Annotated in this window: 12 protein-coding genes; 11 read left to right on the top strand and 1 reads right to left on the bottom strand. The window is 66.7% G+C overall.

From position 1 onward, the window contains the following. Positions 1-10: 10 nt before the first annotated feature. Positions 11-787: a DUF3011 domain-containing protein gene (locus VZ068_RS15680; RefSeq protein WP_259152272.1), complete on the bottom strand. Its 777-nt coding sequence runs from the start codon at positions 785-787 to the stop codon at positions 11-13. Positions 788-944: 157 nt separating this feature from the next. Here VZ068_RS15680 and aspS point away from each other — a divergent pair, with 157 nt between their 5' ends. The 11 genes from aspS (at position 945) to tolQ (ending at position 12,119) form a co-directional block, all read left to right on the top strand. Then, on the top strand, positions 945-2,696 hold the full coding sequence (gene aspS, locus VZ068_RS15675; RefSeq protein WP_259152271.1) for an aspartate--tRNA ligase: 1,752 nt from the start codon (positions 945-947) through the stop codon (positions 2,694-2,696). Between the two features lie 417 nt (positions 2,697-3,113). Next, complete coding sequence (locus tag VZ068_RS15670) at positions 3,114-3,641, top strand: N-acetyltransferase (protein WP_259152268.1); 528 nt, start codon at positions 3,114-3,116, stop codon at positions 3,639-3,641. A gap of 196 nt (positions 3,642-3,837) precedes the next feature. Beyond that, complete coding sequence (locus VZ068_RS15665; protein ID WP_349655807.1) at positions 3,838-4,485, top strand: alpha/beta hydrolase; 648 nt, start codon at positions 3,838-3,840, stop codon at positions 4,483-4,485. 89 nt (positions 4,486-4,574) lie between these two features. Next, the gene (locus VZ068_RS15660; protein ID WP_349655806.1) at positions 4,575-5,303 is read left to right on the top strand and encodes a YebC/PmpR family DNA-binding transcriptional regulator; all 729 of its coding nucleotides are present in this window, start codon (positions 4,575-4,577) and stop codon (positions 5,301-5,303) included. 130 nt (positions 5,304-5,433) lie between these two features. Continuing rightward, on the top strand, positions 5,434-5,958 hold the full coding sequence (gene ruvC / locus VZ068_RS15655) for a crossover junction endodeoxyribonuclease RuvC (protein WP_005996087.1): 525 nt from the start codon (positions 5,434-5,436) through the stop codon (positions 5,956-5,958). A gap of 112 nt (positions 5,959-6,070) precedes the next feature. Further along, the gene (ruvA, locus tag VZ068_RS15650) at positions 6,071-6,655 is read left to right on the top strand and encodes a Holliday junction branch migration protein RuvA (RefSeq protein WP_046965300.1); all 585 of its coding nucleotides are present in this window, start codon (positions 6,071-6,073) and stop codon (positions 6,653-6,655) included. Between the two features lie 53 nt (positions 6,656-6,708). Then, positions 6,709-8,616 carry a potassium transporter Kup gene (locus VZ068_RS15645; RefSeq protein WP_259152261.1) on the top strand — a complete coding sequence of 636 codons (1,908 nt, stop codon included), beginning with the start codon at positions 6,709-6,711 and terminating at the stop codon, positions 8,614-8,616. Positions 8,617-8,618: 2 nt separating this feature from the next. Further along, positions 8,619-9,737 carry an SMI1/KNR4 family protein gene (locus tag VZ068_RS15640; protein ID WP_349655805.1) on the top strand — a complete coding sequence of 373 codons (1,119 nt, stop codon included), beginning with the start codon at positions 8,619-8,621 and terminating at the stop codon, positions 9,735-9,737. A gap of 39 nt (positions 9,738-9,776) precedes the next feature. Then, positions 9,777-10,817 (top strand): Holliday junction branch migration DNA helicase RuvB, encoded by a 1,041-nt coding sequence (gene ruvB / locus VZ068_RS15635; protein ID WP_349655804.1) that lies wholly within the window; start codon positions 9,777-9,779, stop codon positions 10,815-10,817. A gap of 52 nt (positions 10,818-10,869) precedes the next feature. Then, positions 10,870-11,328 (top strand): tol-pal system-associated acyl-CoA thioesterase, encoded by a 459-nt coding sequence (ybgC, locus tag VZ068_RS15630; RefSeq protein WP_259162090.1) that lies wholly within the window; start codon positions 10,870-10,872, stop codon positions 11,326-11,328. Between the two features lie 11 nt (positions 11,329-11,339). Further along, positions 11,340-12,119 (top strand): protein TolQ, encoded by a 780-nt coding sequence (tolQ, locus tag VZ068_RS15625; protein ID WP_005996093.1) that lies wholly within the window; start codon positions 11,340-11,342, stop codon positions 12,117-12,119. Positions 12,120-12,210: the final 91 nt, after the last annotated feature.

The raw sequence follows: 12,210 nt of genomic DNA, 5'->3' as shown, positions 1-12,210 counted from the left end.
TCGAACCGGCTCAGCGCGCGTCGAACCGTGCGCGGCAGCCGTCGTTGACCCAGACTGCGGAGCGGCGCGGGTCGAATCCCCAGGTGCGGCCTTCCTCGCAACGGGTGTCCGACAACTGGCGGGTCAATACCGGGCGGCCTGCGCGTACGTCCCAATCGCAGGTGCGCATGCGGCGGTCGTCGCTGCTGCAGGTCACCGAATAGTCGCCACGCGGGCGATCGTCGCGGCCGCCGTAGCCGTCATCGCGATCCCAGCCACCACCACGGGCCTGCGCAAAGTCGGCGCGGCAGCCGTCATCCACCCAGATCCGGCCATTTTCCTGGTGCCAATTGCGGCCCTCCACGCAGGGCGTGCCGGAGAGCTGGCGCACGATCGTCGCGCGCCGCCAGCCGGTGTTGCAGATGGCCTGGCGCTGGTCGCGGCTTTCGCAACGCACGGTGCCGGCGGCTGCATTGCCGGGGCGGTCGTCGCCGCCATTCCAGCCACCACCGCCCCAGCCGCCGCGCGCCTCGACAAAGCGGCCACGGCAGCCGTTGTCCACCCAGACCCGGCCGCGGTCGCTGCCCCAGTTGCGGCCTTCGATGCAACGCGTGCCGGAGATGTTTTCCACCAGGGCCGCGCGCCCACGGAACGGGGTGTCGCACTCGCGGCGGCGGTTGTCGTTGCTGGAGCAGGTGATGCTGGGGCCGTTGAAACCGCGGTCCTGCGCGGCGGCGGGGTGGCTGGCCAGGGCGCCCGCGAGGGCGGCAAGACTGAAGCCGGAGATCAGCAGGGCGGTGCGCAGCATCGTGACGTCCTTGGTGACGGGAGGGGCATGGCGCCTATTCAGCCGGGCGCTGACTTAAGCGCCGGTGACCGTCGCCGCATTTGCTCCTGCCGGCCGCCGGCCCCAGAATATCCGGCTTTCCGGCGCTGCCTGCGTCGGGTTTTCAGCGGAGCTTTCGATGCGTACCCACTTCTGCGGCCTGGTCGACGAGACCTTGATCGGCCAAACCGTCACTCTCGCCGGCTGGACCGACGTGGCCCGCAACCTGGGCGGCGTGTGCTTCATCGACCTGCGCGACCACGAGGGCATCGTGCAGGTGACGGTGGAGCCGGAGAACGCCGAGGTGTTCCCGGTGGCCGCCAGCCTGGGCTACGAAGACGTGCTGCAGGTCGAAGGCGTGGTGCGTGCGCGGCATGCGGTCAACGACAAGCTGCGCAGCGGCAAGGTCGAAGTGATCGCCACCCGCATCAGCATCCTCAACAAGGCCGCGCCGCTGCCCTTCCATGCGCACGAGAACCCGGGCGAAGAAACCCGCCTGAAGTATCGCTATCTCGATTTGCGCCGTCCGGAAATGCAGCGCATGCAGCGCACCCGCATCAAGCTGGTGCAGGCGCTGCGCCGGCATCTGGACGCACGCGATTTCCAGGACATCGAAACCCCGATCCTGACCAAGGCCACCCCGGAAGGCGCGCGCGACTTCCTGGTGCCGGCGCGCATGCATCCGGGCGAGTTCTACGCCTTGCCGCAGAGCCCGCAGCTGTTCAAGCAGATCCTGATGGTGGCCGGCTTCGACCGCTACTACCAGATCGCGCGCTGCTTCCGCGACGAAGCGCTGCGCGCCGATCGCCAGCTGGAATTCACCCAGCTCGACATGGAATTTGCCTTCGTGCGCGAGCGCGACGTGCAGGATTTTGTCGAAGACATGATCCGCGCCATCTTCAAGGAAGTGGTCGATGTCCAGCTGGCCGCGCAGTTCCCGCGCATGACCTGGGCCGAGGCGATGCGTCGCTATGGGTCGGACAAGCCGGACCTGCGTATCGCGCTGGAACTGGTCGACGTGGCCGAACTGGTCAAGACCAGCGAATTCCCGGTGTTCACCGCCGCCGCCAACGATGCCGACGGCCGCGTGGCCGCGCTGCGCATCCCCGGTGGCGCAACGCTGAGCCGCAAGCAGATCGACGAGTACGCCGCGCACGCCGCCAAGTACGGCGCCAAGGGCCTGGCCTACATCAAGTTGTCGGAGACCGGCGAAGTCAGCTCGCCGATCGCCAAGTTCTTCAGCGAAGAAGCCTTTGCCGCGCTGCTCAAGCACGTGGGTGCAGGCAACGGCGACATCGTGTTCTTCGGCGCCGGCGGCTACAACAAGGTGTCCGATTTCATGGGCGCGCTGCGCCTGAAGGCCGGCAAGGACTTCAAGCTGATCGCCGATGGCTGGGCGCCGCTGTGGGTCACCGACTTCCCGATGTTCGAATGGGACGAGGAGGCGCAGCGCTACGTGGCCCTGCATCATCCCTTTACCGCGCCGGCGGTGGACGACATCGCCGACCTGCGCGCCAACGCCCGCACCGCGGTCTCGCGCGGTTACGACATGGTGCTCAACGGCAATGAAATCGGCGGCGGTTCGATCCGTATCCACCGCCCGGACATGCAGAGCGCGGTGTTCGAGTTGCTGGGCATCGGCGCAGAAGAAGCGCGCGCCAAGTTCGGCTTCCTGCTGGATGCGTTGAACTACGGCGCACCGCCGCATGGCGGCATCGCCTTCGGCATCGACCGGATCGCCGCGCTGATGGCCGGCACCGACTCGATCCGCGACGTGATCCCGTTCCCCAAGACCACCGGCGCGCAGGACCTGATGACCGACGCCCCGTCGCCGATCGCCGCCGATCAACTGGCCGAAGTACACGTACAGGTGCGCCCCAAGCAGGTCTGACCTGCGCCGGCAGATGGCCATGCGGTGTGCGTGGTCATCTGTACAAGACGGCCAGCGCTGCGTGTTTTGGTGGAACCGTCAGTGCCAGGGCACGGGTTACCGCCGTCCAACCGCCGCCGATCACCGGCGGCGGTGCGTCCTGCAGGTCCGTCCCAAGCGCGCCCAGCTCCGCCAGCAGCTAGCCAGACCTCGCAGTGTTCATCTTTCCTGCGCGGTGCCATGCGGAACCGGTCGTGCGTGCGTGGTCGAACCCGTCAGCGCCCATGCCGACTCCTGCCCACATCGGCGAATACGATTTCCCGGGGAGAATCCACGCAGCGCGGATGCTTTCCCGATTCCCGACTCCCCAATCCCGATCTTGCAGAACCGCCGCCGCATGCGAGAAGCTGCCACGTCCACCCGGCACGAGAGTCCCGCATGACCCGCATCCGCCGCGCCACGCCGGACGATGCCGAAGCGCTGTCGCTTCTGGCCGCGCAGACCTTTACCGAAACCTTCGGGCATCTGTATCCGGAAGAAGACCTGCGTGGCTTTCTGGAAGAGACCTATGCGGTGGAGCGCGCGCGCATCGTGCTGGCGCATCCGGAGTACGCGATCTGGTTGCTGGAGCTGGACAACCTGCTGGTCGGCCACGCCGCTGCCGGCCCGTGCGGCCTGCCGCACGCTGAGGTCCGCCCCGGCGACGGGGAACTCAAGCGCCTGTACCTGTTGAAGGACTACCAGAGCAGCGGCTGGGGCAGCCGGCTGTTCGAAACCACACTGGAATGGCTCGAACGCAACGGCCCACGCACGCTGTGGATCGGTGTGTGGTCGGAGAATTTCGGCGCGCAGCGCTTCTACGCCCGCTACGGCTTCGAAAAGGTCGGCGAATACGACTTCCCGGTCGGCAAGATCGTCGACCGGGAGTTCATCCTGCGCCGCAAGCCGATTGCTGCGGCCGACTAAGCCCGGCGCCCGCACGACGTGATGCGGCGGTGTGCCCGTGGTGCGCGGCGCTTGCCGCAAGATCGGCACAGCGCATGCGCGCTATCGGCACCAGCCACTTTCCGGCATGCCGTGCGCGCGTCAGACACGCGCCTGACCTCCGCCTCTCCTCCTGGTAACCACGCCTTTGTCCAGCCCATCGTCCGCCATCCCGGTCATGCCCCGGCGCCGTCTGCGCAAGCGCGCGGCCGCCGCCACCGCCGACGTGCTGCTGGTGCATGGCATCTGGAATACCGCGCACTGGCTGTTGCCGCTCGCGCGCCGGATGCGCGCCGCCGGGCTGGCGCCCGCGTTGTTCGGCTATGCCAGCGTGCTCGGCGGGCCGGTGCAGGCGGTGCCGCGCCTGATCGAACGCCTGCGCGCCAGCCGCGCGCAACTGCTGGTCTGCCACAGCCTGGGTGGGCTGATGGCCTTGCAGGCCTTGTGCGAGGCCCCCGACCTGCCGGTGCGCCGCGTGGTCTGCCTGGGCTCGCCCCTGTGCGGCAGTGCCGCCGCGCGCGGGCTGGCGCGGCGCGGCGGCGTCTGGGCGATGGGCCGCAGTGCCACCCTGCTGCAGCAAGGGTTTGCGCGCTGGGACGGGCAGGCGGAGATCGGCCAGGTGGCCGGGTGCGTGCCGCGCGGCGTCGGTCGCTGGCTGGCGCCGCTGGACGGCGACTCGGACGGCACGGTGGCGCTGGCCGAAACCCGCCTGCCCGGGCTGCGCGACCACTGCGTGGTGCAAGCCAGCCACAGCGGGCTGTTGCGCTCGCCCGAGGCCGCCCGGCAGGCGCTGGTGTTCCTGCGCAGCGGCCGATTTGCGGTTTGAACATCCGCTGGCGGATGGTGCGGCCCCGGTGAGTGCAAGCAATCAGGTAAAATCCGCGCCCAGTCATCCAAGCCAGTCCGGAACCACTCATGGGTAGAGGCCCCTCGATCGAAGGCCGCAAGAACGCCTCCGACGCCAAACGCGGCAAGATGTTCACCAAGATCATCCGCGAGATCAGCGTTGCCGCGCGCGCCGGCGGTGGCGATCCGTCCAACAATCCGCGCCTGCGCACGGCCATGGACAAGGGCCTGTCGGCGAACATGTCCAAGGACGTGATCGAACGCGCCATCAAGAAGTCCACCGGCGAGCTGGAAGGCGTGGAATACGAAGAAATCCGCTACGAGGGCTACGCGCCCGGCGGCGTGGCGGTGATCGTGGACTGCCTGACCGACAACCGCGTGCGTACCGTGGCCGACGTGCGCCATGCCTTCAGCAAATGCGGCGGCAACATGGGCACCGAGGGCTCGGTGGCTTTCATGTTCAAGCGCCTGGGCGTGCTCAGCTTTGCCGCCGGTAGCGATGAAGACACCCTCACCGACGCGGCCATCGAAGCCGGCGCCGACGACGTGGTGGTGTACCCGGAAGACGGCGCCATCGACGTGCTGACCGCCCCGGATGCCTTCGCCCACGTCAAGGACGCCCTGACCGCCGCCGGCCTGGAACCGGCCCACGCCGAAATCACCTTCCGTGCCGAAAACGACATCGCCGTCGACGGCGACACCGCCGTGCAGGTCCGCAAGCTGCTCGACATGCTCGAAGACCTGGACGATGTCCAGGACGTGTATTCGAACGTCGATCAGTCGAGTCTCGGCGCTTGAAGCGCCGGGAATCGGGAATGGAGAATCGGGAATCGAAAAAGCTGCACCCTGCATTGCTCGGCAGCGCCGGGCACGCCAGTAGGCCGCTCTACCCATTCCCGATTCCCGACTCTCCATTCCCGGCCTTTCAATGACCCGCATCCTGGGCATCGATCCCGGCTCCCAGCGCACCGGGGTCGGCATCATCGACGTCGACGAGGGCGGTCGCAGCCGGCATGTGCATCACGCACCGCTGCTGCTGCTGGGTGAGGGCGATTTTGCCCAGCGACTCAAGCGCCTGCTGCACGGGCTGGGCGAGTTGATCGAGACCTACCGGCCGGACGAAGTGGCGATCGAAAAGGTCTTCATGGGCAAGAGCGCCGATTCGGCGCTCAAGCTCGGCCACGCGCGCGGCGCGGCGATTTGCGCGGTCGTCATGCGCGATCTGCCAGTGCACGAGTACGCTGCCACCGAAATCAAGCTCGCGCTGGTCGGCAAGGGTGGGGCGGACAAGGTGCAGGTGCAGCACATGGTCGGCATCATGCTCAACCTGAAAGGCAAGCTGCAGGCCGACGCCGCCGATGCACTGGCGGTCGCCATCACCCACGCCCACGTGCGCGCCACCGCGCAGCGCCTGGGCGTCAATACCCAACAGGCCTGGAGCCGCAAGAAATGAGTATCGGGAATCGGGAATCGGGAATCGGGAATAGCAGAGTCCAGGGCAGCGAGCGCTCTTGCGATTCCCCATTCCCGATTCCCCATTCCCGGCACCGCCCCGGCGGTGCCCAATGATCGGCCGTCTGCGCGGGATCCTGGCCTACAAGCAGCCGCCGTGGCTGGTGATCGACGTGGGCGGGGTGGGGTACGAGCTGGAAGCGCCGATGAGCACCTTCTACGACCTGCCCGATGTCGGCCGCGACGTCATCCTGTTCACCCATTACGCGCAGAAGGAAGACAGCGTTGCGCTGTACGGCTTCCTGCGCGAGGGCGAGCGGCGGCTGTTCCGCGACGTGCAAAAGGTCACCGGCATCGGCGCCAAGATCGCGCTGGCGGTGCTGTCCGGGGTCAGTGTGGATGAATTCGCCCGCCTGATCACCAGCGGCGACATCACCGCGCTCACGCGCATTCCGGGTATCGGCAAGAAGACCGCCGAGCGCATGGTGGTGGAGCTGCGCGACCGGGCGGCCGACTTCAGCAGTGGCGCGCCGATCACCGGCCAGTTGGGTCCGGATGCGGTATCCGAAGCCACTGTCGCCTTGCAGCAACTGGGTTACAAGCCGGCCGAGGCCGCGCGCATGGCACGCGAGGCCGGGGCAGAAGGCGACGAAGTCGCTACGGTCATTCGCAAGGCACTCCAGGCCGCGCTGCGTTAAGCGGGCTCGGCCTTTCTCATTCTTCACGTCCTTCGGCGATACCCTGCCCACTCATGTCACAGACCTCCACTCCCGCAGCTGGCCACGGCCACGCGCCTGCCAACAGCCATATGGCCTTGGTCGTCGGCGCCATCGGCGTCGTCTTCGGCGATATCGGCACCAGTCCGCTGTATACCCTCAAGGAGGCGTTCTCGCCGCACTACGGGTTGACCAGCGATCACGACACCGTGCTGGGCGTGCTGTCGCTGGCGTTCTGGGCGCTGATGATCACCGTCACGCTCAAGTACGTCACCATCATCATGCGGGCCGACAACGAGGGCGAAGGCGGCATCATGGCGCTGATGGCGCTGACCCAGCGTACCCTCAAGCAGGGCTCGCGCTCGGCGTATGTGGTGGGCATCCTCGGCATCTTCGGCGCTTCGCTGTTCTTCGGTGACGGCGTGATCACGCCGGCCATCTCGGTGATGGGCGCGGTGGAAGGCCTGGAAATCGCCGCGCCCAGCCTGCACCCCTTCATCGTGCCGATCACCGTGGTGGTATTGCTGATCGTGTTCATGGTGCAGCGCTTCGGCACCGAAAAGGTCGGCAAGGTGTTCGGCCCGATCACCTGTCTGTGGTTCCTGTCGCTGGGAGCGATCGGTGCCTGGAACATCGTCGATGCGCCGGAGGTGATGAAGGCCTTCAATCCATGGTGGGCGATCCGCTTCTTCATCGAGCACGGCTGGCACGGGGTGTTCATCCTCGGCGCGGTAGTGCTGGCGGTGACCGGCGGTGAGGCGCTGTACGCGGACATGGGCCATTTCGGCGCCAAGCCGATCCGCCATGGCTGGTATTTCTTCGTGCTGCCGATGCTGCTGCTCAACTACCTGGGGCAGGGCGCACTGGTGCTCAACCACCCCTCCGCGCTGAAGAACCCGTTCTTCGAAGCGGTGCCGGGCTGGGCGCTGTATCCGATGATCATCCTGGCCACGCTGGCGGCGGTGATCGCCTCGCAGGCGGTGATCACCGGTGCGTACTCGGTGGCGCGTCAGGCCATGCAGCTGGGCTACATCCCGCGCATGCTGATCAAGCACACCTCGCGCACCACCATCGGCCAGATCTACGTGCCCGGCATCAACTGGCTGTTGATGGTGATGGTGATCGCGCTGGTGCTGATCTTCCGCAGCTCCACCAATCTGGCCGTGGCCTACGGCATCTCGGTGTCGATGACCATGCTGATCGACACCTTGCTGCTGGCCCTGGTGGCGCGCTCGCTGTGGCCGCGCTGGCGCAACTGGGTGCTGCCGTTGTGCGTTGTGTTCTTCATCATCGAGCTGGCGTTCGTGATCGCCAACGGCGCCAAGTTGCTGCAGGGCGCGTGGTTCCCGCTGGCGCTGGGCATCGTGGTGTTCACCCTGATGCGTACCTGGCGCCGCGGCCGCGCGCTGCTGCGCGAGGAAATCCGCAAGGACGGCATCCGCATCGACAGCTTCCTGCCGGGCCTGATGCTGGCACCGCCGGCGCGCGTGCCGGGCATGGCGGTGTTCCTGACCGCCGACCCGATGGTGGTGCCGCATGCGTTGATGCACAACCTCAAGCACAACAAGGTGCTGCACGAACGCAACATCTTCCTCAACGTCGATACCTTGCCGATCCCGTACGCGCCGGTGGACAAGCGCCTGCAGATCGAGTCGATCGGCGACGAGTTCTACCGCGTCTACGTGCGCTTCGGCTTCATGGAAACGCCCGACGTGCCGCTGGCGCTGATGCGTTCCTGCGACCAGGGCGGCATCCATTTCGACCCGATGGACACCACCTTCTTCGCCAGCCGCGAGACCATCGTGGCCAGCGCCAACCGCGGCATGCCGATCTGGCGCGACAAGCTGTTCGCGCTGATGCATCGCAATGCCGCTCCGGCGACCGGCTTCTTCCGCATCCCCGGTAACCGCCTGGTCGAGCTGGGCGCGCAAGTGGAGATCTGAGCGTGGCCGCGCTCAAGTGGATGGTCTACGGGCGCTCGCCGAGCCTGGATACCTTCTGGGATGAAGCGCTCAACCTCGGGCGCGTGCCGGCCACCGATGCAGCGATCGCTGCGGCGCAAGCGCGGCTCGGTGTCCGCCTGCCGGCCTGGCTGTGCGAGTTGTACGCACGCTACGACGGCGGCGCGGTGCAGATGGCGCGTGGTCAGTCGCTCGAAGAGCCGGACAACTGGCTCAAGGCCGAATGGCTGATCCCGCGTGCACGCCTGCTTGGCAGCGCGGAGCTGTTTTCTTTCGCCGAGGTCCGTGCTCGCGAGGAGTACCGCGACGACGCGTTTGCCGGTCTTGCTGCCGGTGGCAATGATCGCCATCTGATCGTCATCGCCGCCGATGACCGTTCGCCAAGCCGGGCGCTGTGCCTGGACTATTCGGCATCGGATGCCGAGCCCACCATGGTCTACGTCGATGCAGGCGACAATCGCCGGCTGGCGGTGTACGCCAACGTGGACGAGCTGCTGGCGCAGTTGGTCGATGTCCACTATTGGTCGCCCGCATTGCAGGCCAGGCACGACGCAGAGGTGGTGCAGTGGCAGCCGCAGCCGCCCGCGTTTACCACGTTCTGGAGCGGCGCCGGGAACCGGAACGACGGCAGAGCCGCGGCGGACGCCGATGCCTTGGCTGCCGCCGAAGCACGCCTGGGCGTGCGCCTGCCGGCATTGTTCAAGCGTCTCTACAGTGTCCAGGACGGCGGAGATACCGGCTGGTGCTGGGTGCCGCGTACCCGTTTTCCGTCCGAGCATTACGTGGATTGGGAATGCGTGCTGGTGGATCGCTACCTGACGCCGTTGGCGAGCATCGGCAGCGTGCTGGATCTGGCTGCTGCGTTCGAAGACCCGGACGACTTCCGCGCTGCGGCGTGCCTGCATGCCGGTCTGGATCAGGTCCTGGTGCTGTCGTGCCACAACGTGGATAGCCTGTTGTGCCTGGACTACCGCGCACACGGCCCGCAATGCGAGCCGGAGGTGGTCTATTTCGAGCTTTGGGAGCAACTGCTGCCCACCTGGCGCGCGCCGAGCTTCGATGCGTTCTTCAGCGTGCTGCGGCAGGCCGAGCTTGATTTCTAGACCCTGGGCCATCCGCGCGCGGCATGCGAAGATGGTGGGATGACCGAACAGCGCATCATCGCCAGCAGCGCCACCCGCGAAGACGATGCCGCCGATGCGAGCATCCGCCCCAAGCGCCTGGCCGATTATCTCGGCCAGCAGCCGGTGCGCGAGCAGATGGAGATCTACATCCAGGCCGCCAAGGCGCGCGGCGAAGCGATGGATCACGTGCTGATCTTCGGCCCGCCCGGCCTGGGCAAGACCACGCTCAGCCACGTCATCGCCAACGAGTTGGGCGTCAATCTGCGCTCCACCTCCGGACCGGTGATCGAAAAGGCCGGCGATCTGGCCGCGCTGCTGACCAACCTGCAACCGCACGATGTGCTGTTCATCGACGAGATCCATCGCCTCTCGCCGGTGGTGGAAGAAGTGCTGTATCCGGCGATGGAAGACTTCCAGATCGACATCATGATCGGCGACGGCCCGGCCGCACGCTCGATCAAGATCGATTTGCCGCCGTTCACGCTGATCGGCGCCACCACCCGTGCCGGCCTGCTGACCGCGCCGCTGCGCGACCGCTTCGGCATCGTGCAGCGGCTGGAGTTCTATTCGCCTGCAGAGCTCACCCGCATCGTGATCCGCTCGGCCGCGATCCTGGGGATCGACTGCACGCCCGAAGGTGCGGCCGAGATCGCGCGTCGCGCGCGTGGCACCCCGCGTATCGCCAACCGGCTGCTGCGCCGCGTGCGCGACTTTGCGCAGGTCAAGGCGGCGGGGCACATCGATCTGCCGGTGGCGCAGGCCGCCATGCAGATGCTGAAAGTGGATCCGGAGGGCTTTGACGAGCTCGACCGCCGCATGCTGCGCACCATCGTCGAACATTTCGACGGCGGCCCGGTGGGCGTGGAATCCCTGGCCGCTTCGCTGTCGGAAGAGCGCGGCACGCTGGAAGACGTGATCGAGCCCTATCTGATCCAGCAGGGTTTTCTGATCCGCACCGCGCGCGGCCGCATGGTCACCCCCAAGGCCTACCTGCACCTGGGCCTGAAGCCGCCACGCGATCGTGCCCCGGGCATCGGCGAGCCGGGAGACCTGTTCTGATGGCGCTCCGTTCGTCGCTCGCCCGGGCCGCCCCGATCAAGATTCCGTGCCCATGACCACCGAATCACGATTCCCGAATCCCCAATCCCCGCCTGTATTCAGTTGGCCGACACGCGTGTACTGGGAAGATACCGACGCCGGCGGGGTGGTCTACCACGCGCGCTACGTCGCCTTCATGGAACGTGCGCGCACAGAGTGGATGCGCGCGGCCGGCTACGGGCAGGATCTGATGCGCCAGGACCACGGTCTGGTGTTTGCGGTCCGCTCGATGCAACTGGATTTCCTCAAGCCGGCCCGGCTCGACGACGCGCTGTCAGTGTCGGCGGTCCTGCTGAAATGCAGGCGGGCCAGCCTGCTGTTTGCGCAGTCTGTCCGTCGCGAGGGCGAAGTGCTGTTGACTGCCGAGGTGCGCATCGCCGCACTCGGCACCAGCGACTTTCGCCCGCGCGGCATGGACGATGCGCTGTACGACGTGTTGAAAGCTCTAGAAACCCCAGATTCCGATTACTGAGGAACGAACGGATGTCGATTGCATTGCTCCTGGCCCTGCAGGACACGGTAGTGGAAGCACTACCGCAGGAAGTCACCGCGGCCGCGGCGCAAACCGCCACGGCGGCGCACAACAGCAGCATCAACTATGTGGACCTGATCCTGCGGGCCAGCATCCCGGTCAAGATCATCGTGCTGTTGCTGCTGATCGGCTCGTTCATCAGCTGGGTGATCATTTTCCGCAAGGCGCGTGCGTTCAAGCAGGCCAACCGCGAGGCCGACGAGTTCGAAAACCGCTTCTGGTCCGGCGCCGATCTGGCCAAGCTGTACGCCTCGGCGACCGACCGCAACCGCACCGTCGGTGGGTTGGAATCGATGTTCGAAAGCGGGTTCCGCGAGTTTTCGCGGCTGCGCGATCGCCGTCGCCTGGATGCGCGGGTGCAGCTCGAAGGTGCACAGCGCGCCATGCGCACCGCCTTCACCCGTGAGGTCGATCAGCTGGAGCGCAATCTCGAATTGCTGGCCAACATCGGTTCCACCGCGCCATACGTCGGCCTGGTCGGCACCGTGTTCGGCATCATGGTGACCATGCACGACATGGTCAGCAGCGGCGAGCAGGCCGGTATCGCTGCGGTCGCACCCGGTATTTCCGAAGCGCTGTTCGCCACCGCCATCGGCCTGTTCGTGGCGATTCCGGCGGTGTGGGCCTACAACCGCTTCACCACCCGCGTGGAACGGCTGTCGGTGCGTTACGAAACCTTCGCCGACGAGTTCAGCTCCATCCTGCAGCGCCAGGCTGGCGCGGACGAGTGATGCGCGCTCCCGGCATGCACCCGCACGATTTGATGCGGGACGTGGCCGGGCGAGCCAGTCGCGTCGATGCACAGCGTCATGCGCGGCTGTC

The organism is Xanthomonas sp. 10-10, assembly GCF_040182365.1.
Taxonomy (GTDB): domain Bacteria; phylum Pseudomonadota; class Gammaproteobacteria; order Xanthomonadales; family Xanthomonadaceae; genus Xanthomonas; species Xanthomonas arboricola_F.
The sequence above is the reverse complement of the archived record's forward strand: the minus strand, read 5'-3'. Positions and strand labels throughout refer to the sequence as shown.